The sequence below is a fragment of the Nocardia aurantia genome (assembly GCF_009604425.1).
In the GTDB taxonomy this organism is placed as follows: Bacteria; Actinomycetota; Actinomycetes; order Mycobacteriales; family Mycobacteriaceae; genus Nocardia; species Nocardia aurantia.
In genome coordinates, this window is record NZ_WEGI01000004.1 from 480,168 (window position 1) to 500,402 (window position 20,235).

The window sequence follows — 20,235 nt, forward strand, 5'->3', positions numbered from 1 at the left end:
CCCGAGACCGGAGGCAGGCGGTGCTCACGATCGGCCAGTTGGCAGCGATCGCCGGCGTCACCGTGCGCACCGTTCGTCATTACCACCAGGTCGGTCTGTTGCCCGAGCCCGCACGCGACGGCTCCGGCTATCGCCGCTACAGCGCGCAAGCAGCGGTGGATCTCGTCCGGATAAGGACTCTCGCCGATACCGGCGTGCCCCTGAGCCGCATCGGCGCACTGTTGCACGCACAACCGGTCGAATTCGCCGCCGCGATCAGCGACATCGACGCCGCATTGCGAGCCAGGATCGATCAGCTCACCGAGCATCGCCGCCGCATCGCCGAATTGGCCGGCGGCGAAGAACTCGTTCTGCCGCCCGAGATGGTCGCCATACTGAACCGGCTGCGCGATCTCGGAGTCAGCGAACGAACGATCCGGCTCGAGCGAGACTGGTCCATCCTGCTGCGGGCCTCCGACCCGGAGGCGTTACCGCAGTGGATTCACGACAGGAACGTCGGATTCGAGGACCCCGAGAAGATGCGCCTGTACCTTGCCTGCGACCGCGCCGTCGACTACGACCCGCATGATTCACGCGTGGATCGTCTCATCGACGACCTGGAGACATGGGAGATCGAACACGAAGGCAACAGCAGCAGGCCGAAGAACCCCACGCCGATCTTCACTCTGATACTCAGCGAATCACCGGCATGGCGTCGAATCCTCGAAACTCTCGCCCACCGCGCGCAGCGCCGCCGAAAAGCCTTGCCCGACAGTTGACACCGTACAGGTGCGAAATCCGGAGGCCACTCAGCCCACAACAGCTTCGGCTGCGGAGCTCGAACGTGAACACCACCGAGTCCTCCGCCGCCGGCAGCAGGATCACGGCCCGGACGAGCGCATACGCCGGACCGGATCCCGCCTCGTCCCCCGGCGAGCCGTGAACGCGGTCAGCCGAGAGTGGACACCAGACCCACCCGGTAGGCGAGGACGACGGCCTGGACCCGGTCGCGCAGGCCGAGTTTCGTCAGAATCCGCGATACGTAGGTCTTCACCGTCTCAGGGGTGATGAAAAGGCGGGTGGCGATCTCGGTGTTCGACAGGCCCTCGGCGATCCGGCAGAACACTTGCAGTTCACGGGGAGTCAGGGTGCTCATGATGTGATCGCGGTCGGGGCTCGACGTGTCGGCGCGGCGGAGGTGTTCGGCGAAGTGCCCGATGAGGTTTCGGGTGACGGCGGGGGACAGGAGTGCCTCGCCGGCGGCGACGGTGCGGATGCCCTCGATCAACTCGGCCGGGGGCGCGTCCTTGAGGAGGAATCCGCTGGCGCCGGCCCGCAGGGCGTCGTAGACGTAGGCGTCCACGTTGAAAGTGGTGACCACCAACACTTTCGGTGGTTCCTCGGCCTCCGGGCCGGCCAGCTGCCGGGTCGCCTGGATACCGTCGAGCAAGGGCATCCGGATGTCCATCACGATCACGTCGGGCCGTAATCGCCGCGCGGCGGCCACCGCCTCGTGTCCGTTCATCGCCTCGCCGACGACCTCCAGATCGGGCTGGGCCGAGAAGATGGTGACATAGCCGGTGCGGACCAATTCCTGGTCGTCGCAGACGAGTACACGGATCGGCGGTGGCGTATCGGGCACGGTGTCACTCCTGGACGGGCGGGTACGGGATGACGGCGCGGACCTCGAACCCGCCCTCGGGCCGTGGACCGGCCACCAGTTCACCATCGAGCATCCGGACGCGGGCACTCAGTCCGGCCAGCCCTCGCCCGCCTTCGGAGCGCGGCCGCCGTGCCGCCGGTGGGCTGCCGGGCCCGTCGGTGGTCGCGGCGATCTCGAGATGATCGGCGTTGTGCCGGAGAAGGATTCGCGTCGGCATGCGCGGTGCGTGTTTCATCGCGTTGGTCAGCGCTTCCTGGACCACTCGATAGGCGGCCAGTTCCATATCCATCGGTTGCGCTCGCCGCTCGCCCTGTTCGGTGTAATCGACGGGTTGTCCCGCTCTGCGGGCCTGGTCGATCAGGTCCGTGATCCCGCCGCGCGCGGGCACCCGATCCGCGGTCGCCGATTCGCCGGTCGCCTCCAGCACGCCGAGGAGGTGGCGCAGTTCCCGCAGCGCGAGACGTCCGGTGTCGCTGACGGCGGACAATCCCGCGCCGGCCCGTTCCGGCGCGGAGGTCAGCAGGATCTGCGCGGCGTCGGCCTGGATCACCATGGCCGTCACATGATGGGTGACGACATCGTGCAGTTCGCGGGCGATGCGTGCGCGCTCGATCGCGGTGGCCGCCTCGGCCGACGCTCGGCGAGCGAGTGCCGCGGCCGTCCGACGGGTGCGAACGGTATTGCCCACCGCCCACACCACGGACAGGGTCAGATAGAACGCGAGGTAGTCCGCGATCCCCTGCGGTGATCCCAGGCGGTGCAGTGTGACCGCGAGCCCGAGGTAGCCCGCGCTCGCGACCGCCGCCAGGCCACCGCGGAACCGAATCTGATGGGCCCCTGCGGAATACAGGGCCAGATACAGGCCGATGCTCCCGAACGTGGTCGCGAAACCCAGCGCCTGGTGCCCGGCGAACGCGGAGGCGACAATCGCCAGGCAGCCGGCGGGCCACCGGCGGCGGACCGCGAGGGGCACGGTCTGGGCCAGGGTCAATCCGAGGCCGAGCAGGTCGGCCGGGCGTTCGGGCAGATCGCCGATCTGCGCCCCGATCTTCGACATGGTCGGCACGAATGCCAGCAGTGTGAGGGTGAGGGCGAGGAGGGCATCGCCGAATCCGGTGTCGCGCAATCGGATCCACGCGGATCTCCACCCTGCCCGGCGGGCCGTCACTGTTCGTCCGCTCCGGCCGGCGGGCCGGTCCGGGTGTCGCGCGCGGACAGCAGCGTGCCGCGCCGGCGGGCCAGCGCGACCATGAGCGCGGACAGCGGCAGCGCGATGATCACGGGCACGATCGACGCCTCCAGCCCGAATCCGCCACCGGTCAGAAAGTCCGCGCCGTGAACATCGGCCGTGAACAAACCCTCGGACGCGTGTCCGGAGACCGGGATGCCGAGCAACTGCTGGACTGTGTTCCAGCCGAAGTGCAGGCCCGCCACGAACCAGATGCTACGCCGCCACAGGTATGCGGCGCCCAGCATGACACCCGCCTCCAGCGCGATGGCGAGGCCGCTCCACACGGTCGCACCGGGATTCAGCAGATGCGCGACACCGAAGAACAGACCGGTCACCGCGAGGGCCGCGCGGCTTCCCCACCATTGCTCCAGGGCCTGCAGGGCCAGACCGCGGAACATCAATTCCTCGGTGACCGCGCCACCGATCTGCGACGCGACCGCGGAACCCACCACCGACGCCGGGACATTGCCCGCCCACGAGAACGACAGGCCCCCGCACGCCGCGATCACCAGGACGGCGGCGGCCAGGAAACCCACACCCAGTGCGCCGCCGAGCAACACCGCCGAAGTTGCGCCCCGCCAAGCGATTTCGGGGGTCTCGCGGCGCGCCTGCCGGCGCATGACCACCCGATAGACGACTGTCGCGACGGCCGCGCCCAGCACCGGCACCGGTCCCGGGCCCATCGCGGTCAGCGCCGCGACCGCGCCGATCCCTGCCGATCCCGTGAGCATCCAGCCCAGTGGAGAACGCAGGATCCGGCACAGCCGGCCGGCCCGGTACCCGTCGGATGTCGTTGTCATGTGGCCTCCCTGAGCTCGAACGCCGCATCCGGCAGCGACTCGACCACCACGCTAGGAAAGCGACCGTCTCCGCGAATCACCCCCGCGCGGAACGCCTTTGTAGCTCTTCCGGGGGATGTGCTCGAGCCCGCACACCGCTCGTCCGCACATCAGCCCAGTGGTATCCAGCCGGTGACGACCTGCCCGCTCTGCGCACTCAGCCACAGCCGCAACCATTTTCCGGACTCGGCGAGGCCGTTGCTGTTCGACCGGATCACCGGCGACACCCGGCAGCGCAGCGGACCCGGTTCGGCTGCCGCAGCACGGTGACAGCTGTCAGCGCAGGGCAGGGTCGCGGGGGTCGGTCTCGGGCGAAACCGGTTGCTGGACATCGGATCTGGTGACAGCGAGATAGGTGACCAGTGCGACGATCGCCAGACCCAGGGCGACGACGACCGGCGCGTCGCCGAGGCCCAGGCCGCTGCTGTCGCGGGGCTTACCGGCCCAGTCCGCGATCGAAGCGCCCAGGGGGCGGGTGATGACATACGCGGTCCAGAAGCACAGGATCGGGTTCCAGCCCAGCCACCGGTAGCCGGCGGCGGGGATCAGGATCAGCACCGCGAAGACCGCGGCCGAGGTCGCGTAGCCGAGATGCAGTGTGTAGGCGGTGAAGTCGCCCAGGGCGGTGCCCATCGCGAAGGTGGCGACGACCGCGGCCCAGTAGAACAGCTCACGGCGGGTGGTGTTCACCGTGTGGATCGACAGTGTGCCTTCGACACGGTGCCACAGCACGAAGACGGTCGCCAGGATCAGGGCATAGAACGCGGTCGAGGCGGGGTACGGCACGCCCAGCGCGACGTGCATGACGTCGGCGGCCATGGTGCCGAAGACGCCGACCATGACGACGCCGAGCCAGTACGTCCACGCGTTGTAGCGACCGGCCCGCAGTTGCAGCGCGAGGGCGGCCACGAAGGCCAGGAAACCGAGGACGACGGCGATCACGGGGTCCATGCCGGTGACCAGGAAGTCGGAGGCGGATTCGCCCATGGCCGTGGACAATCCCTTGACAATCCAGAAGACAGCCGCGATCTCGGGGACTCGCAGGGCGCCGGCGCGGGTCAGGATGGACGACAGCGCATTCGGGCGTGCGGGCGCTGGATTCACAAGGGCCACCTTCATCGAGCGAGGGACGACAGGACGGATCGGTGTCACCGTTGGAACAGGCGAGAGCATGCGCGGCAACACGATTCGAGGCGTGAACGGCGGCATATATCCGCGAGTTCGGCGGCCACCGAACCGCGCGTGAACCCGGCGGACAACAGCCTCCGGCAGTATCGCCCGCCGGCGCTGAGAGCACGCTGAGAGATCCGGCTACCCCGCTACCGGCAGGGTGACCGTCAATCGCGCTCCGCCCAGGGGCGAATCGTCGATGCGGACGGTGCCGTGGTGTGCGGCGACGATCTCGGCCACGATCGGCATGCCCAGCCCGGCGCCACCGGTCGCGCGGGCACGGTCGTCGGCCAGGCGGACGAAGCGGTCGAAGACCCGGCTCCGGTCGGTGGCCGGGATGCCGGGGCCGTCGTCGTCGACGATCACCCGGGCGTCGGCGGCACCCTGGACCGTGCGGACGGTGACGGTCGATCGCGCGTGGATCACGGCGTTGTCGACCAGATTGCGCACCACCCGCGTCAGCGCGCCCGGGTCGCCACTGATGCGGGCGGGTGCGAGCTGTCCGGACAGCTCGACGGTGGTGGTGTGGCGGACCAGGTCGAGCACGGTGGCGGCGATGTCGTCGAGGTCGACGTCGGTGCGGTGCAGGGTGAGGAGGTGGTCGTCGGCGGCGGCGAGGGTGAGCAGATCGTCGACCAGGTTCTTCATCCGCATCGCCTCGGGCAGCAGCGTGGATTCGATCATGGCGGTGTCGACGGTCTCCGGGTGGTCGCGAGCGAGTTCGAGGCCCGCGATCACGGTCGACAAGGGGCTGCGCAGTTCGTGCGAGGCATCGGCCAGGAATCGGCGTTGCGCGGCGTGGCCTGCTTCGATCCGGGCGAGCATGCCGTTCATCGTGGTGGCCAGCCGGGCGATCTCGTCCGCGGCGGCCGGGATCGGAACCCGTTGGGACAGTTGGGAAGCACCGATATCGGCGACGCGGCTCCGGATCGCCTCGACGGAGGACAGTGACCGCCCGACCAGCCGGTAGGTCGCGGCGGCGGCCGCGGCGACGACGATCGGACCGCTGAGGGCAAGGCCGGCGACGAGCGCTTTGAGCACGTCGTCGGCAGGGTCGACGCTGACCGCGACGAGCACCGTAGCGGGTGCGGGACCGTGGGTGCGGCGGGCGGAAACTCGCAGATCGGGCTCTGCCCGGATACCGGTGACCGTGCCGGAGTCGGGAACCGTGATCAGCGGACCGCTGGGCGCTCCCGTCGTCGAACGAATCGGTGCGCCGGACGGGTCGAGGATCTGCACGATCTCGACGTGGGAGTCGGGGGCGAGCAGGTCCGCGGGTAGGTCCGCGGGTGCCGCGGAGTGCAGCCGGTCGCTGATTTCGCTGATCCGGCCGAGCGCATACGAGTCCGCGGCGCCGTAGAGGGCTCGATTCAGCAAGGTCAGCATCACGATCGCGCCGAATACGACGACGACCGTCACCACCGCGGCGGCGGTCAGCGCCGACCGGGCACGCAGTCCCCATCGGGAGGGGTGGCGCAGGAGGTCGATGCTGGGCATGCTTGATCTTCGATCATGAACAGGACAGGTGGGTAGCCGAGTGCGGGTGCTGTTGGTCGAGGACGAGCCTCGTTTGGCGGAGACGGTGCGCCGCGGACTGGCGGCGGAAGGGTTCACGGTACAGGTCGCCGCCACCGGGCCGGACGGACTGCGGCGGGCGACCGACGAGCCGTTCGACGTCATCGTCCTCGACATCATGCTGCCCGGGCTCAGCGGCTACGAGGTACTGCGGCACCTGCGCAGAACCGACAAGATGACACCGGTGATGATGCTGACCGCCAAGGACGGCGAGTTCGACCAGGCCGACGCCCTGGACCTGGGCGCCGACGACTACCTGACCAAACCGTTCTCGTTCGTCGTGCTGATCGCCCGCCTGCGCGCGATGCTGCGACGGCGAGCGCCGCAACAGCCGGCCCTGCTCGAGGTCGGCGACCTGGTGCTCGATCCGGTGCGGCGAGCGGTGCGGCGCGGTGACCGGGACATCGTGCTCACCTTCCGCGAATTCGGGCTGCTCGAGTTCCTGATGCGCCGGCCGGGCGCGGTCGTCACCAAGACCGACCTCGTGCGCGGCGTGTGGGACGAGCACTACGAAGGCCCGGAGAACGTGGTCGAGGTCTACATCGGCTACCTGCGCAAGAAGATCGATACCCCGTTCGGCCGGAACAGCATCCGAACCCACCGGGGCGCGGGCTACCAACTGATCGACGACCACAGGCCTGCCGCGGCATGCCGGGCGTGACCCGGTCCGCGACGGACTTGTCCGTGTGACACGCGGCCATCGGACGCTCGGTGCTATCCGAGCGCGGTGAGCAGGTCGGTCAGCGCCTGGGTCTCGGTCGCCGCATCGGGGGACTTGGTGCGCAGGGCCTTCAAGGCGATGTCGATCTTGTGGTCGAGTACTTCCCATCCGGTCCGGTCCATCGGCTGCAGAGTGTCCTGATCCCGGTCCCACAGGGTTTCCAGGTCTTTGATCCGCGTCGTCGCGGCGGCCTGCTGCCCGGCCTGCACCTTCGACACGGTGTCCTGGGTGATCGCGCGGAACTTCGCGACCTCGGTCGCCGGGAAGTGCGCGGCCGCCCGGCCCGGGCCCATCGCGGTAGTGGCCGGTCCGGCAGTGGGCTCATCGCTCGTCAGGGCATGCGGCCGGCCCGATGCCCACACCAGCACCCCGGCGGCGACCACCGCGACGAGCGCGTAGAAGCCGAGCATGATCCGCTCCCGGACCGGGTTCGCGACGCCCTCCGGTTCCGGGCGTTGCTGTGGGTCGGCGATGACGTCGCTGCGCGAGAACGTCAGATAGGCGACGACGGCCGAGATCGCGAGCAGGAACACGACGCTGGTGACCGCGGTACCCAGCCCCAGGCCGTGCTCGCCGGTCGGCGAGGCGAACCAGTCACCGAGATTGGCGCCCAGCGGGCGGGTCAGGATGTAGGCGAGCCAGAACGCGAGCACCGCGTTGGCGCCCAGCCGCCGGCCCACCACGACCGAGACGATCAGCACGGCAGGCAACAGCACCGACGCACCCGGTCCCCAGCCGGTCAGCTGCAGCGTCCAGTCACCGGCCGCGGTGCCGAGCGCGAAGGTGACCAGAACGGCCAGCCAGTAGAACATTTCGCGCGGCAGGGTGACGATGGAGTGGATCGACAGCGTCCGCTCGCGGGCATACCAGATCCCGAACACCACTGCCAGGAGCACCGCGAACACGCTGGTGCTCACCGCCAGCGGGACATCGAGCCGGTCGGTGAGGATGTCGGTGTACAGCGTGCCGGTCACGCTGACCACCACGACGGTGAGCCAGTACACGAACGGCACGTACCGGCTCAGGCGCAGCTGCCAGCCGAGGACCGCGGCCAGCACGACCGTGAACAGCAACGCAGTGCCGGTCAGGCCGATGCCCAGGGAGGTGTCGATCCAGTCGGCGAACGTTTCGCCCACCGTGGTGCACAGGATCTTGATGACCCAGAACCACACCGTGACCTCGGGCACCTTGCTCAGCATCCGCCGAGCGGCCCCCGCCGCGGCGTCCGTCGTCTCACTCATAGGGCCGGACCGTAGCGATCCGACGCTGTGGCGACGCTGAGAAGCAGCGGCCGATCGCGTGTCCATGGAAACCCTGCGACAGATCTCAGCGTGTTCTCAGCGCCGAGCGGCGATACTCCGTAGCGGAACGGACGGCGCGCACGCGCCGTCGAGAGAGGAGAACCAGGCGATGAGCCGGCCCGCGGGCAGTGCCCACACGTCGTACAAGCTGCCCCAGATCACGGTGTTGTTCTGGGTTCTCAAGATCGCCGCGACAACCTTGGGCGAGACGGGTGGCGACTGGGTCGCGCAAACGTTGAACCTCGGCTACCTCGACGCCACCCTCCTTTTCTTCGCCATCATGGTCGTCGTGCTGATCGGGCAACTGCGGGCACGCACCTTCCACCCCGCGCTGTACTGGACCCTCATCGCCGCGACCAGCACCTCGGGCACCACCTTGTCCGATCTACTCAACCGCGGTAACCAATCCGGTTCCGCCGAGAACGGGCTCGGCTACCCGGCCGGCGCCGCGATCCTGATCTCCGCCTTGGCGATCGTGTTCGTCATCTGGAAGTTCAGCGGCGAGACCTACGACGTCGCCCACATCACCACCCACCGGGGCGAACTGCTGTACTGGGCCGCGATCGTGCTGTCCAATACCCTGGGCACCTCCACCGGCGACTTCCTGTCCGACAGCTCCGGCCTCGGCTACTGGGGCGGCGCGGCGGTGATCGCCACCCTCATGGTCGCGATCCTGCTCGCCCACTACTTCACCCGGATCTCCGGCGTGTTCCTGTTCTGGACCGCGTTCGTGCTCACCCGGCCGCTCGGCGCGACCGTGGGCGATTTCCTGTGGAAGCCACACGCCAAGGGCGGCCTGGCTCTCGGCAGCGGCGGCACCTCCGCGGTCATCCTCGCGATCCTGGTCGCCGGCGTCGCCTACAGCATTCGGCAGAACAGGCGGGAGAAGCCGGAAACGGTCACCGCCGATACCCCCGCCACGGCCGGGGCGGGCTGATCGTGCACGCAGACCACCGAGGACCGTTCGTGGATCTGAGTTATTCCCGGTCCGCTCTCGAGGGTGACGGTCCGCTCGTCGAGGGATGTGATGACTGCGTGCAGGCCACCGCAGGTCACGACCGTCTGTCCGGGTCGAAGCCGACGGTTCAGCGCGCGTACCGCTCGCCGTTTGCGGAGTTTGAACACGGTTCCCAGCAGCAGTGGAATGGCCAGTGGCAGTAGCAGAACCAGGTACTGCCACCATGGTTCCCCGCCCGACGGCGACATGCCGGGCAACCCGGCGGGGAAGGGAGGCATGCCGAGCGCGCCCGGCGGCGGGGACGGCATTGCCGGTACAGGGGTCGGGGGCATGGGTCGGGCCTTCCGTGCGGGCGAGTGTCAGGCGGGCGGCGAAACAGCCCTGCGGAGGGCGTCACGGAGGTCCTGCGGGTCCGGTAGTGGGCTGGGCCGTCCGTCGCGACGGAAGTACAGGCGGCAGGTCAGCGCGGGTTGCGGGTCTTCGGCGGGGACGATGTCGTGTCCGTCGACGCGGATGGTCGGTGATCCGACGAAGTTCTCCGCTCTGGCTTCGTCCATGGTGACCATCTGACGGCTTTCGATGACCTGTGGGTCGATGCCGAGTTCCCGCAGTGCCTCTGCCAGCATGGTTTCGGCTTGCGGGTGGGAGGGGCAGCCGGACCACCACAGCAGTTCGATGCGGGGTGTGTTCATTCCAGCGTCCACTTGATCGTGCAGCCGACCGGTTCGGTGTCGGCGACCGCGGGCCCGCCGGTGAGCACGTGGTCCAGTGCGTCACGCAGCCACCGCGCGTTCAGCGACTCGTCGTAGGCGTCGGCGTCGGGGGCACCGTGGTAGGCGATGATCCCGTCGGCGTCGACGACGAACACGTCCGGGGTGTGCCGGGCGCCCCACCGCCGCGCGACCTGTTGCCCGTCGTCGAGCAGATACGGGCCCGCGAAGGCGCCGTCGGTGACGCGCCGCCGGGAATGCTCCACGGCATCCTTCGGGCTGATCTCCGGGTCGTTGCCGTTGATCTGCAGCATTCGTACTCCGACGGCGGAGTACTCGTTCGCGACCTGCTGCAGTCGATCGTGCCAGCCCAGTGCCCACGGGCAGGCGTTGCAGGTGAACACGACCACGGTCACCGCGTCACCGCCGGCCCGCAGCGACACCGGCTCACCGGCGGTGTCGAGCAGGGTGAAATCCGGAGCCCGTTGCCCGGTCGCCAGCGCCGGACCGAGATCCGCGGGCTCGGTATGGTGCGGCTGCGGACTCAATCCGGTGATCAGGCCCTGCGCATCGAGAGTGAAGGTGAAGTCCATCGCCGCCATGGGGCCGCCCGGGCTCGGCAGCGGTTGGCCGCCGGGCCCGGTGATCCGCACGGTCGTCCGCCGATCGTCGCCGCCGGGCAGAACCGACCATTGCCCGTCGGCCAGCCGCCGCACCGGCATCGCCTTCAGATGCTCGATCACGGCGTCGATACCGGCGATCTCGCGGCCGGCGAAGCGGAACACCACCTGCGGCGACGCCACGGCGCGCAGGTCGGTGAGCTCCGGTTCCGGTGCGAGTTGCACCTCGAACCAGCGTCGGACGCTGGGAGGCGCGAGGTCCAGCGGTGTGGTCATGGTGAGTCCTTTCCCATGGATGCACCGGGAACTGCGGCGCGAGACCCACCATACCTGCCTTTGTGACTAAATTGTTAAGAATATTGTTTGAGTGTCACAATGTGGGTGCGGCGCTGAGCAGGGCCTCGAAGTAGGCGTGCGCAGCCGGTCGCCACACCCCCATGCGGGTGGCCATCAGCGCGCGAGCGTCTTCGCGTGGCCATCCCGGACGCAGCACTTCGTCGGGCAACCCCGGCTCGGTGAGCACGCAGTCCCGCCACGCGTGTAGCAATTCGGTCCACGCGGTGAAGCGCTGCTCGTCGGTATCGGCCCGGCGGGTGCCGAATCCGGACAGGAGCCGGTCGTAGCGCCGGGAGATCGCATCCAGATCCCACGCGCGTTCGACCACGGCACGGACGTCGGGGTGGTCGACGCGGGAGGTGAGGACGGTCACCTCGACGTCGGGTTCCGCGGACAGGGCCGCAAGGATCTCCCCTTGGAACTGCCGCCGCGGCGATACCCAGACACCGTTACCGAGATAGCCGAGCCCGTCCAGCAGCATCGAGGTCCGCAGCCGGTAACGGGAGCGCTGATCCTGGCCGCGGGTGCGGACGATGAACACCACCCAGGTGCCGTCCCACTCGATAAGCGTGTCGGTGACAGCGGTATCCAGCGTTGCGGCGCCCCGTAACAGCATCGCCCGGGCGGGGTCGTGCAGCGTCACCACCGAACCCCCGCCCCGGCGGGTGCTGGTCAACGCGCCCTCGCGCGCGGAGCGGGAAATGGCCTGCCTGACCGCTGCCGGTGAGTGACCCAGCACCCCCAGCGCCCTGGTCAATGCCACGTGGGTGACCGAGGTTCCCCGCGGCGCGACATATTCGCCGAGTACATCGACCAACGCACTCGCGGCCGACATGGCGCCGGGCGCAGCGGGATTGTCGATGGCGCACTCCTCGTACTCGGTATCCGCGCGGGAACGTACCGCTCACGATATCGCCGCGCCCGTAGTGCCATCCGAGGAGCCGGCGGCCTCGTAACCAGCGGTCGGTGTCGGGTCCGGCGTCGGCGACGGTCTCGCCGCGCACCGCGGGTCGTCACCAATGTTGCTGTGGGGGAGCGTATTTCGGTAGTCCTCCGCAACCGTGCCCTGCCGCTGACCGCAAAGGTCGCGAACGGCGGAACGGTCCTGCCGGCGAGGTCGAGGGCGAAGGTGGACCGATCATGGGCGCTTCGCCCCGCCGACCAACTCGGGCGGCCGGGCGGTTCCGGGCGCCGAAGATGAGTGCCCGACCGGTTGTCCGCGGCCGGTCGACCGCATCGCGGATACGATCATCCCGGCGAAAGAACATCTATTCCGAGGAGATCGAGGCCGTGCTGCACCGGCACCCGGCTGTCCTGGATGCAGCGCGGGAGCGGACGGTCACCGCCGCCGAACTGCGCGCGGCCGGGCAGATCGACAAATCCACGCTTCGAGCACGGCTCGGCACCGGCCGCGCACCGCGAGGAGCGTGAGATGGGCTTCCTCACCGCCTCGCCGGAGCCGATGCCGCCCGCGGAGTTCGTGCGCTTGCCGCTGCGCGAGCGTATCCGCGTGCTCAGCACGCACTGGGTGCACGACGGTTTCAACATCCCGTACTCACTGCACATGGTCTACATCCTGAAGATGCTCGGCCTGTATCTCGTTGTCGGGCTGGCGATCACGTCGTGGACCACCGATCATGTGCATTTCACCGAGCCGGGCACCTGGTTGGTCGACATCGTCGTCTACCAGAAGCTGGCTGTGTGGCTGATGCTGCTGGAAGTGCTCGGCCTGGCGGGCGCGTTCGGCCCGTTGTGCGGGCATTTCGTGCCGATGCTCGGCAACATCCGCTACTGGATCCGGCCCGGCACCATCCGGATGGCCCCCTGGGGCCGGCGCCTGCCGGGCACCGGAGGCGACGCCCGCACCTGGTTCGACGTCGTCCTCTTCCTGGGTGTGCTGGCAAGCCTGGTGTGCCCGCTGGTGGTCCACGCCGAAACGGTCGCGGTGCTGCCCGGCGGAACCGGACCGCAGGAACTGATCCCGCCGGCGGCCTTCCTCCCCATCCTGGTCACGGTGCCGCTGATGGGCCTGCGCGACAAGGTCGTCTTCCTGGCCGCGAGGGCCGAGCAGTACCTGCCGATCATGTTCTTCTCCACCGTGTTCGGCGCGCTCGCGCTGCGCGAACACGCCACCGCAGCGGATTTCGTGAACCTGATCGTCGTGTTCGAGATCGTCATCTGTGCCGTGTGGATCGGCGCCGGGGTGTCCAAGCTCGGCAACCACTTCGCCGGCGTAATCCCGCCGATGATCTCGAACAGCCCGGGGCAACCGGGCCTGATCAAGAACCTGTACTACCGCGACGCCCCACACGACATCCGGCCCAGCAGGCTGGCCTGGTTCACCGCGCACATCGGCGGCACGACCGTCGAGATCGTGATCCCGCTCGTACTCCTGCTGACCACGAACCACACGATCGCGATGCTGGGCGCGCTGGTGATGCTGCTCTTCCACCTCTACATCACCTCGACCTTCCCGCTCGCGGTGCCGTTGGAATGGAACGTCTACTTCGGGTTCATTCCCATCGTGCTGTGGGGCGGCTTCGACGCCTCGGTCTACAACATCCGGCACTTCTCCACCCCGTGGCTGTTGATCCCGATCCTCGCGCTGCTCTGCGCCGGCCCGGTGCTGGGAACCCTGCGCCCGGACCTCGTCTCGTTCCTGCCGTCGATGCGGCAGTACGCGGGCAACTGGGCGGCGACGATCTGGGCGATGAGGCCCGGTATCGAGGAACGGCTCAACGAACTGCCGCTGGTGGAGAATCAGACAGACCAGTTGCGCCGAATGAAACCCATGCCGTACGAACGCGACGCCGCGGAGATGACGGTGCAGAAGGCACTGGCCTGGCGGTCCATGCACAGCCAAGGCCGCGGACTGCTCTCGGTTCTCTACGAACACCTCGACGACATCGAGCACCGCACCGTGCGCGAAGGCGAAGGCGTCTGCAACATCCTCCTCGGCTGGAACTTCGGTGACGGCCACCTGCACGACGAACGCCTGATCGCGGCGGTCCAGAAGCGCCTGAACCTGGCCCCCGGCGACCTGGTCGTCGCCTACTGCGAGTCCCAGCCCACCCCGTGGCGCAATCCGCCGCAGCAATACCGGGTGATCGACGCCGCCCTCGGCATCGTCGAGCGGGGAACCTGGAATGTCGAGGACTGCGTGGGTCAGCAGCCCTGGCTGCCCAACGGGCCGGTACCGCTACGCGTGTCCTGGACCGCGCCGGACTACCGCCGGCACGGCACGCTCACCACCGACAAGGACAAGGCATCCCACCACGCTTGTCATCGAAGACCGTTGCGATGGTGCGGTTCTCAGCGCTGAGCGGCCAGGGTGGTCCCCGGGCTGCGGTGTGTCTAACCTGTTCGGAGCGCTTTCACGTCGGGCGCGCCGCGCGATGCGAACCATGCCTCCAGATCCGGGCCGTCCAGCGGTACGGCGGAGTCGACTCCGATGTCGACTGGCCCGATGAGCAGACCGGCGGCGCCATCGACATGCGCGTCCGCGATTCGCGCACCGGTCAGCCGAGTTCGTTCCAGCACGCAATTCCGCAGATCCGCATTGCGCAGATCTGCTCCGGAAAACGTTGCCCGCATGAGACGTGCACCGCGTAGATCCGCGCCACGAAGGTCCGAATGACTGAAATCGGCCTGCTGCATATCTGCTCCCAGCAGCTTCGCTTCCTGCGCCCGGCATCCTCGGCCTTGGACCTTGCGGAGGTCGGCGCCGCTCAGATCGGCGCCGGCCAGCACCGCATCGGCCAGCCATGCTGTGTAGAGATCGGCACCGATCAGTAGTACCCGGTTCAGTCCGGCCTCGCTGAGTTCGGCACCGAGCAGGTCCAGGCCGGAGAGGTCAGCATCTGTGAAGTCGAGCCCCCGGCCATTGAGCAGCATTGCGGTGGTCTGTTCCGAAGCCGGATCGGCCGGCAGGCTTTCCAGATAATCGGCAATCGCCCGGCGCGCCCGCACGTCCACCGGCCATCGGCGCACATTGTCCGGCGTACGCCCATAAGCAGTGGTCATCTCTACCAGAGCACCTTTCCTTGCCATTGCGGATTATTCGCGACAATTTCCTGCAAGCGCGCCTTCCGGTCGGCTGTCATGCCGCTTTCGTCGATCATAACGCCTTCTCCGGAAGCGATCGAATCGTTGACCATGTCAATGAATTCCTGATCGGACTGCGGATTGGATATCGGATTTCCCGCAACTTGTGGAGGTCGGTAGTCCGGAATGACATCCGGCGAGCTTTTCACATCCCAGCGCAGATTTGTCTCGGTGTCGATGAATTCACCCTGATCTTCACCGTGCGGGCCCAGCGGGGCTCGTTCGAGGGGCCCCACCCTACCCGCGTTCTCGTTGGCCAGCCCGACCTCGGCTTCTCTCCTCGATTGCGGACTGATTTTTCCGTTCTTCGCCGGATCCTTCGCGAGTTCTTCCACCCGCTGCTGATAGTCGGGGGTTCCGGGCGTATTGCTCGAATTCGCAGGACCGGCGTGCGTACGGTCGTCGTCGAGGCTGTCGATTGCGACTTTGAGGGCGAGGATGGTGGCGAGGGCGCCGGTCACGGTTTTGATGTTCTTGGCGGCGTTGAAGGCTTCGATCACGCCGACCGCACCGCGTCCGAGTCGGCCGAGCAAGCCCAAAATCCGAATGAGTTTGGTGCCTTCGTAGGCGGTGCGGACAGCGTTGACGGTGTTCGCGATGATCGTGGCGATTCCGCCTCCGGCCGCAGCCGCGCCGGCGCCGAAGGTGAAGACCGCAGCGACGATCCCGACCGCGGCGGTGACAGCGATCCCGATCACAGCGGTCGAGACGATACCGCTGATCGCCGAGCGAACCTCGCCGGTCCCGGCGGCATAATCGGAAACCGCAGTACTGATCGACAGGCTGGACGCGGCGACGTCGGTAGCAGCTCCGCGCAGGGTACCCAACTGCTCGAGCAGTGTGTCCTTGTGCGGATCGCTGATCGAGTCGAACAAGCCGATCACGGTCTGAATGTCGGCGGCGGCCTCGGTTACAGCATTGTTGTGCGCGAAAGCATTCCAGGCGAGCGCCGCGGTGTCGAGCAAGCGGATATTGCCGTTGGGCAGGCCACCCAGTTCGTCCTGGATTTTGTCGAGGAACTTCTCGTAGACGCCACTGTCGCCACCGTCGCGATCAACACCGGGGCCATTACCGGCACTGGATGCGGGCATATCCATCTCGGTGTCGTAGTAAAGTTCGGATTCGGTCGGCTTGTCCGGCATGTGGTCGGGATGCTGACTGACCGCATAGTTCCAGCCGAACGCATTCAGCACGTCCCCGTATTTCACCAGCGCATTGACCAGGGCGGCTACCGCACGAAAATGGTCGGCGGCAATCACGTCGTATTCGGCGGCCCACTGCAGACATCCCGGCGCATCGCCGGCCATACCCTTGCACTCCCGCACCAGGACGGATTCCAGCGGCCCGAACGCCAGCGACAACCGGTCAGCCAGATCGTGGCAGTGCCTACCAGCGGCGTACAGGGTGCTCCACTGCAGTTCGATCGCCACCCATCACCGCCCGCCGAGCATACGACCGTTGAGTTCGACTGCCCGCCGCACCTTCTCGTGCGCCAGTCGTGCCGCTTCGTGTGCCGTCTGCACTCCTTCGGCGAAGTCACGAGCATCGGTCGCCCAGCGTCGATGCGCATTCTGATACGCCTCGGCGGCGTCCGAATTCCATACGCCCGGACCGAAACTCGCGACCGCGTTGTCGATCGCGTCGAGCTTCTCCGTGATGAACCCCGCCAAGCCGGACAACCGCGCGACGATGTCGTCGAGGCGCTCGAGGTCGACTCGCAACCCGTCATCCATCCCTGGCCCTACAGTTTCAGGCTGTTGAACTGTGTGGTGGACGTATCCTCAGTCGACTCGTAGACGCCGGCAGCCCTGCGGAGCGCCTCCGCCAGATCGGTGAGCGCGGAGAGGATTTCGGCGCCACTGTCGCGTGTCTCGGTCCATCCCCGCGTGAACCGGGTCGCCGCCGGACCCGACCAGCCCGATTCCAGCAGCGACTTCACCTCGCCACTCACCGATTCCAACGCCGAACGCAATTCCGTCCCCGCCTGCGATATCAGTCGAGCCACCGCCCGAACCGCATCGGGCGCCACCTCGACCACACCACCGGAGTCACTCGACTCCGCGGCGTCCCCCTCGACTTCGCCCATAACCGATAATTCAACCGGTACGGACGGACAGCGTCAATCGGGTCTGCCCCGAATCTGCTGCCGCGCTGACGGCCGATCGGGCCGGTGCGCGGATGGCGCCGGTGTGCGCGGCCGGTCCGGCGACGCCGGTCGACATGGCGAAGATCATAGTTCGAATCCGTGGCCTTCGTGGTCGTCGGCGGGCCGCGATTTCGGCGCTGACCTGGCTGTCTGCTCCCGGTAACCACACCTCGACATTCAGTTGCTTTCGGCAACTAATTGGTGGGATGCTGTTCTGAGACGGCCGAGCGGGTAGCTGTCGGGGCATCGCAGGACGGATGCCGAGAACCGCTCGCACGGCCGGGCGGACGTCGCGGTGATCCGACCTCCGGCGAGCACATCGTTGTGATTCGGCTCGCGCGAGCGTCGCCGCGATGCGCGTCCGCCCGCACCCCTGGACACTCCCAGCGCAACTAGGAAATCGAGGCTTATATGGCAGTGGTAGCACCGGCCCGGACGACGGTGACGGCACCCGATCCGGGTGTCGCGATGTCCCATCGGCAGATCATGGAGGCCCTGTCCGGGCTGCTGCTCGGCCTGTTCGTGACGATCCTGTCGTCCACCATCGTGTCGAACGCGCTGCCGACGATCATCGCCGATCTGCACGCCAGCCAGACCACATACACCTGGGTGATCACCGGGACGCTGCTCTCGATGACGGTCACCACCCCGATCTGGGGCAAGCTCGCCGACCTGGTCAGCAAGAAGCTGCTGATCCAGATCGCGCTGGCGATCTTCGTCATCGGCTCGGCTATCGCCGGTCAGGCGCACAATCCCGCGATGCTCATCGCGGCCCGGGTCGTGCAGGGGCTCGGTGCCGGCGGGCTCAGCGCCCTGGTTCAGGTGATCATGGCGGTGATGATCTCGCCACGCGAGCGAGGCCGCTACTCCGGCTATATGGGCGCGGTCTTCGCGCTGGCCACGGTCGGCGGTCCGCTCATCGGCGGTGTCATCGTCGACACCTCCTGGCTGGGCTGGCGGTGGTGTTTCTATGTGGGCGTTCCGTTCGCCGTGCTCGCGCTGATCGTCCTGCAGAAGACCCTGCACCTGCCCGTCACCAAGCGGAAGGTGAAGATCGACTGGCTCGGCGCGACGCTGGTCTCCGGCGCGGCCGCCCTGCTGTTGCTCTGGGTGTCGTTCGCGGGCAACAAGTACGACTGGCTGTCGTGGCAGACCGCCGCGATGCTCGGGGGCGCGCTCGTGCTGGCGCTGGCGTTCGTCCTGGCGGAGACCGTCGCGGCCGAGCCGATCGTGCCGCTGCGGCTGTTCCGGATCCGCACCCTGTCCCTGTCCACGCTGGCCAGCCTGTTCATCGGCGTCGCGATGTTCGGCGCGACGACCTTCCTCAGCCAGTACTTCCAGCTGGCCCGCGGCGACTCTCCGACGAAGGCGGGCCTCATGACGCTGCCGATGATCGCCGGCCTCGCCGTCGCCTCGACGATCTCCGGTCGCGTCGTGAGCAGCACGGGACGCTGGAAGAACATCCTCGTGCTCGGCGCCGTGCTGATGACCGCCGGTTACGGCCTGCTGGGCATGCTTCGTTACGACACCTCCTACTGGGAGGCCGCCGTCTACATGCTCTGCGTCGGGGCGGGCCTGGGCATGACCATGCAGAACCTCGTGCTGTGCGTGCAGAACCAGGTGCGGCCGCAGGAACTCGGCGTCGCCAGCTCGACCGTCTCGTTCTTCCGCTCGCTCGGCGGCGCGCTCGGTGTGTCGGCGCTCGGCGCGCTGCTGGGCACCAAGGTCACCGACTACATCCAGGACGGCCTCGGGCGCATCGGCGTGCACTCCGTCGGCGGCGGTGGCTCGATCCCGAAGCTGTCCGCCCTTCCGGCCCCGGTCCGCGCGGTCGTCCAGGACGCCTACGGTCACGGCATCGGCGATGTCTTCCTGGTCGTCACGCCGTGCGTGCTGATCGCGGTGATCGTGATCCTGTTCATCAAGGAGGTGCCGCTGCGCACGTCCAACAGCCAGGAACCGGTTCTCTCCGCGCCCGTGCCGGACGCGCCGGTGCACGGCCGGCACGCGCAGCGCCCGGGGGCACAGCCGGTCGTCACCGCCGCGCGCAACGAGGCGATGTCCGGTAGCCGGGTCACCGCACCGGCGTATGCCGCCGCCCCGGCGGGAGAGTCCTTGAACGGCAGCACGATTCGCGGTTTCGTCCGCGACGGCGACATTCCGGTGCCCCGGGCCGCGCTCACGCTGATCGACGTCGACGGGCGCCAGGTCGGCCGGGCCACCACCGGCGACGACGGGCGATACGTCCTGTCCGTTCCCGACGGCGGCACCTACGTACTGATCGCGGCGGCCGAAGATCACGACCCGCACGCGGCGACCGTCGTGGTCGACAGCGGGCCGGTCGACTTCGACGTGGCGCTGACCGGTTCCGGTGGCCTCGCCGGAGTCGTCCGCGACGCCGACGGCACACCCATCGAAGGCGCGATGGTCGTCGTGACGGACGGACGTGGTGAGGTCGTGGTCGTCGGCACGACCGATGCCGACGGCGGCTTCTTCTTCCGCGGGGTGCCCACCGGCTTCTATACGCTCGCGGTCGGCGCCGCCACGTACCGGCCGAGCGCCGTGCCGGTCGAGGTCGGCAGCGGCCCGACCCACCACGAGGTCGCACTGCTGCACGGCAGGCGGGTCCACGGCACGATCCGGGCCGACGGCCGCGGACCGGTCCCCGACGCACGTGTCGCGCTGTTCGACGCGGCGGGGAACATGGTCGGCACGACGACCACCGACCTCGACGGCGAGTACGAGTTCACCGGCCTGCCGGACGGCCGATACACCGTCACGGCCAGCGGATATCCGATGGTGGCGAACGGAATCGACCTCACCGGCCAGGGTGACGACCCGCACGATCTGCGGCTCGGCCACCTCGCCGAATGACACGGGTC

20 protein-coding genes are annotated in these 20,235 nt (G+C 68.1%); 5 read left to right on the forward strand and 15 right to left on the reverse strand.

Annotated elements, in window-relative coordinates; translation table 11 throughout:
* Nucleotides 1-38 precede the first annotated feature (38 nt).
* Nucleotides 39-758, forward strand: coding sequence for a MerR family transcriptional regulator (locus NRB56_RS11525; RefSeq protein ID WP_153341132.1), 720 nt, complete (start codon nt 39-41; stop codon nt 756-758).
* A 170-nt stretch (nt 759-928) separates the two neighbouring features.
* Here the strand turns inward: NRB56_RS11525 and NRB56_RS11530 are convergent, their stop codons facing one another.
* The 5 genes from NRB56_RS11530 to NRB56_RS11550 form a co-directional block, all read right to left on the reverse strand.
* The gene (locus NRB56_RS11530; RefSeq protein ID WP_319942852.1) at nt 929-1,621 is read right to left on the reverse strand and encodes a response regulator transcription factor; all 693 of its coding nucleotides are present in this window, start codon (nt 1,619-1,621) and stop codon (nt 929-931) included.
* A gap of 4 nt (nt 1,622-1,625) precedes the next feature.
* Nucleotides 1,626-2,768 carry a sensor histidine kinase gene (locus NRB56_RS11535; RefSeq protein WP_227837496.1) on the reverse strand — a complete coding sequence of 381 codons (1,143 nt, stop codon included), beginning with the start codon at nt 2,766-2,768 and terminating at the stop codon, nt 1,626-1,628.
* Between the two features lie 38 nt (nt 2,769-2,806).
* Entirely contained in the window at nt 2,807-3,673 is an 867-nt protein-coding gene (locus tag NRB56_RS11540) for a CPBP family intramembrane glutamic endopeptidase (protein WP_153341136.1), read from the reverse strand.
* Nucleotides 3,674-3,988: 315 nt separating this feature from the next.
* Nucleotides 3,989-4,816, reverse strand: a complete 828-nt coding sequence (locus tag NRB56_RS11545; protein WP_319942853.1) for a COG4705 family protein — start codon at nt 4,814-4,816, stop codon at nt 3,989-3,991.
* Between the two features lie 207 nt (nt 4,817-5,023).
* On the reverse strand, nt 5,024-6,379 hold the full coding sequence (locus NRB56_RS11550; RefSeq protein ID WP_153341140.1) for a sensor histidine kinase: 1,356 nt from the start codon (nt 6,377-6,379) through the stop codon (nt 5,024-5,026).
* Nucleotides 6,380-6,419: 40 nt separating this feature from the next.
* Between NRB56_RS11550 and NRB56_RS11555 the strand changes: the two genes are divergently transcribed.
* Nucleotides 6,420-7,118: a response regulator transcription factor gene (locus NRB56_RS11555; RefSeq protein ID WP_319942854.1), complete on the forward strand. Its 699-nt coding sequence runs from the start codon at nt 6,420-6,422 to the stop codon at nt 7,116-7,118.
* A gap of 53 nt (nt 7,119-7,171) precedes the next feature.
* Here the strand turns inward: NRB56_RS11555 and NRB56_RS11560 are convergent, their stop codons facing one another.
* Entirely contained in the window at nt 7,172-8,419 is a 1,248-nt protein-coding gene (locus NRB56_RS11560; protein ID WP_153341142.1) for a COG4705 family protein, read from the reverse strand.
* Between the two features lie 169 nt (nt 8,420-8,588).
* Here NRB56_RS11560 and NRB56_RS11565 point away from each other — a divergent pair, with 169 nt between their 5' ends.
* Entirely contained in the window at nt 8,589-9,416 is an 828-nt protein-coding gene (locus NRB56_RS11565; protein ID WP_153341144.1) for a COG4705 family protein, read from the forward strand.
* Here the strand turns inward: NRB56_RS11565 and NRB56_RS40465 are convergent.
* The 4 genes from NRB56_RS40465 to NRB56_RS11585 form a co-directional block, all read right to left on the reverse strand.
* Complete coding sequence (locus NRB56_RS40465; RefSeq protein WP_153341146.1) at nt 9,338-9,769, reverse strand: preprotein translocase subunit YajC; 432 nt, start codon at nt 9,767-9,769, stop codon at nt 9,338-9,340. The genes NRB56_RS11565 and NRB56_RS40465 overlap by 79 nt on opposite strands.
* Nucleotides 9,770-9,796: 27 nt before the next feature.
* A complete protein-coding gene (locus NRB56_RS11575) occupies nt 9,797-10,129 on the reverse strand; it encodes a DF family (seleno)protein (RefSeq protein ID WP_153341148.1) in 333 nt (110 codons plus the stop codon).
* Nucleotides 10,126-11,043: a redoxin domain-containing protein gene (locus tag NRB56_RS11580; protein ID WP_153341150.1), complete on the reverse strand. Its 918-nt coding sequence runs from the start codon at nt 11,041-11,043 to the stop codon at nt 10,126-10,128. The genes NRB56_RS11575 and NRB56_RS11580 overlap by 4 nt, the downstream gene beginning before the upstream one ends.
* 94 nt (nt 11,044-11,137) lie before the next feature.
* Nucleotides 11,138-11,938, reverse strand: coding sequence for a PaaX family transcriptional regulator (locus NRB56_RS11585; protein WP_153341152.1), 801 nt, complete (start codon nt 11,936-11,938; stop codon nt 11,138-11,140).
* A 597-nt stretch (nt 11,939-12,535) separates the two neighbouring features.
* Between NRB56_RS11585 and NRB56_RS11590 the strand changes: the two genes are divergently transcribed.
* A complete protein-coding gene (locus tag NRB56_RS11590) occupies nt 12,536-14,425 on the forward strand; it encodes a DUF3556 domain-containing protein (protein WP_153341155.1) in 1,890 nt (629 codons plus the stop codon).
* A gap of 32 nt (nt 14,426-14,457) precedes the next feature.
* Here NRB56_RS11590 and NRB56_RS11595 read toward each other — a convergent pair whose 3' ends face one another.
* Genes NRB56_RS11595 through NRB56_RS39675 form a run of 5 tightly spaced genes read right to left on the reverse strand, consistent with a single transcriptional unit; the run spans nt 14,458 to nt 17,429 of the window.
* On the reverse strand, nt 14,458-15,126 hold the full coding sequence (locus NRB56_RS11595; protein WP_194290810.1) for a pentapeptide repeat-containing protein: 669 nt from the start codon (nt 15,124-15,126) through the stop codon (nt 14,458-14,460).
* Between the two features lie 2 nt (nt 15,127-15,128).
* Nucleotides 15,129-16,637, reverse strand: coding sequence for a hypothetical protein (locus tag NRB56_RS11600; RefSeq protein WP_153341159.1), 1,509 nt, complete (start codon nt 16,635-16,637; stop codon nt 15,129-15,131).
* A 3-nt stretch (nt 16,638-16,640) separates the two neighbouring features.
* Entirely contained in the window at nt 16,641-16,928 is a 288-nt protein-coding gene (locus NRB56_RS11605; RefSeq protein ID WP_227837499.1) for a WXG100 family type VII secretion target, read from the reverse strand.
* A gap of 20 nt (nt 16,929-16,948) precedes the next feature.
* A complete protein-coding gene (locus NRB56_RS11610) occupies nt 16,949-17,293 on the reverse strand; it encodes a WXG100 family type VII secretion target (RefSeq protein ID WP_153341162.1) in 345 nt (114 codons plus the stop codon).
* 10 nt (nt 17,294-17,303) lie between these two features.
* Entirely contained in the window at nt 17,304-17,429 is a 126-nt protein-coding gene (locus tag NRB56_RS39675; RefSeq protein ID WP_264767013.1) for a hypothetical protein, read from the reverse strand.
* Between the two features lie 335 nt (nt 17,430-17,764).
* On the opposite strand from NRB56_RS39675, the gene NRB56_RS11615 reads away from it, so the two are divergent.
* On the forward strand, nt 17,765-20,227 hold the full coding sequence (locus NRB56_RS11615; RefSeq protein ID WP_227837501.1) for an MFS transporter: 2,463 nt from the start codon (nt 17,765-17,767) through the stop codon (nt 20,225-20,227).
* Nucleotides 20,228-20,235: the final 8 nt, after the last annotated feature.

Excerpts from the sequence above, each read along its gene's own strand:
- NRB56_RS11560 (WP_153341142.1), bottom strand. The coding sequence starts at position 8,419 with ATGAGTGAGACGACGGACGCCGCGGCGGGGGCCGCTCGGCGGATGCTG.
- NRB56_RS11575 (WP_153341148.1), bottom strand. The coding sequence starts at position 10,129 with ATGAACACACCCCGCATCGAACTGCTGTGGTGGTCCGGCTGCCCCTCC.
- NRB56_RS11550 (WP_153341140.1), bottom strand. The coding sequence starts at position 6,379 with ATGCCCAGCATCGACCTCCTGCGCCACCCCTCCCGATGGGGACTGCGT.
- NRB56_RS40465 (WP_153341146.1), bottom strand. The coding sequence starts at position 9,769 with ATGCCCCCGACCCCTGTACCGGCAATGCCGTCCCCGCCGCCGGGCGCG.
- NRB56_RS11610 (WP_153341162.1), bottom strand. The coding sequence starts at position 17,293 with ATGGGCGAAGTCGAGGGGGACGCCGCGGAGTCGAGTGACTCCGGTGGT.
- NRB56_RS11595 (WP_194290810.1), bottom strand. The coding sequence starts at position 15,126 with ATGACCACTGCTTATGGGCGTACGCCGGACAATGTGCGCCGATGGCCG.
- NRB56_RS11540 (WP_153341136.1), bottom strand. The coding sequence starts at position 3,673 with ATGACAACGACATCCGACGGGTACCGGGCCGGCCGGCTGTGCCGGATC.
- NRB56_RS11590 (WP_153341155.1), top strand. The coding sequence starts at position 12,536 with ATGGGCTTCCTCACCGCCTCGCCGGAGCCGATGCCGCCCGCGGAGTTC.
- NRB56_RS11580 (WP_153341150.1), bottom strand. The coding sequence starts at position 11,043 with ATGACCACACCGCTGGACCTCGCGCCTCCCAGCGTCCGACGCTGGTTC.
- NRB56_RS11565 (WP_153341144.1), top strand. The coding sequence starts at position 8,589 with ATGAGCCGGCCCGCGGGCAGTGCCCACACGTCGTACAAGCTGCCCCAG.
- NRB56_RS11585 (WP_153341152.1), bottom strand. The coding sequence starts at position 11,938 with ATGTCGGCCGCGAGTGCGTTGGTCGATGTACTCGGCGAATATGTCGCG.
- NRB56_RS11615 (WP_227837501.1), top strand. The coding sequence starts at position 17,765 with ATGGCAGTGGTAGCACCGGCCCGGACGACGGTGACGGCACCCGATCCG.
- NRB56_RS39675 (WP_264767013.1), bottom strand. The coding sequence starts at position 17,429 with ATGTCGACCGGCGTCGCCGGACCGGCCGCGCACACCGGCGCCATCCGC.